We start from the raw sequence: 540 nt of genomic DNA, 5'->3' as shown, positions 1-540 counted from the left end.
TACAATCTACGCCGGCGCACCTTCTCCCGAAGTTACGGTGCTATTTTGCCTAGTTCCTTCACCCGAGTTCTCTCAAGCGCCTGAGTATTCTCTACCTGACCACCTGTGTCGGTTTTCAGTACGGTTTAGTAAAGCCTGAAGCTTAGTGGCTTTTCCTGGAAGTGTGGTATCAACAACTTCTTTCCCTTGGGAAATCGTCATCACGCCTTAGTGTTAAGAAGAGCCGGATTTGCCTAACTCTTCCACCTACACGCTTAAACAGCCATCCAACAGGCTGCTTGCCTAACCTACTCCGTCCCCACATCGCAGCTTTACCAAGTACGGGAATATTAACCCGTTTCCCATCGACTACGCTTTTCAGCCTCGCCTTAGGGGCCGACTCACCCTGCCCCGATTAACGTTGGACAGGAACCCTTGGTCTTCCGGCGAACGAGTTTTTCACTCGTTTTATCGTTACTTATGTCAGCATTCGCACTTGTGATACGTCCAGCAAACCTCTCGATTCACCTTCTTCCGCTTACACAACGCTCCCCTACCCAA

Annotated in this window: 1 rRNA gene; it reads right to left on the bottom strand. The window is 50.2% G+C overall.

The window, feature by feature from the left end:
• Nucleotides 1-540, bottom strand: a 23S ribosomal RNA gene (locus ACTG7X_RS11065); the annotation flags it as partial.

The sequence above is a fragment of the Lonepinella sp. BR2271 genome (assembly GCF_051851515.1).
Classification (GTDB): domain Bacteria; phylum Pseudomonadota; class Gammaproteobacteria; order Enterobacterales; family Pasteurellaceae; genus Lonepinella.
Note: the sequence above shows the minus strand (reverse complement) of the source record. Positions and strands in the feature narration are given on the sequence as shown.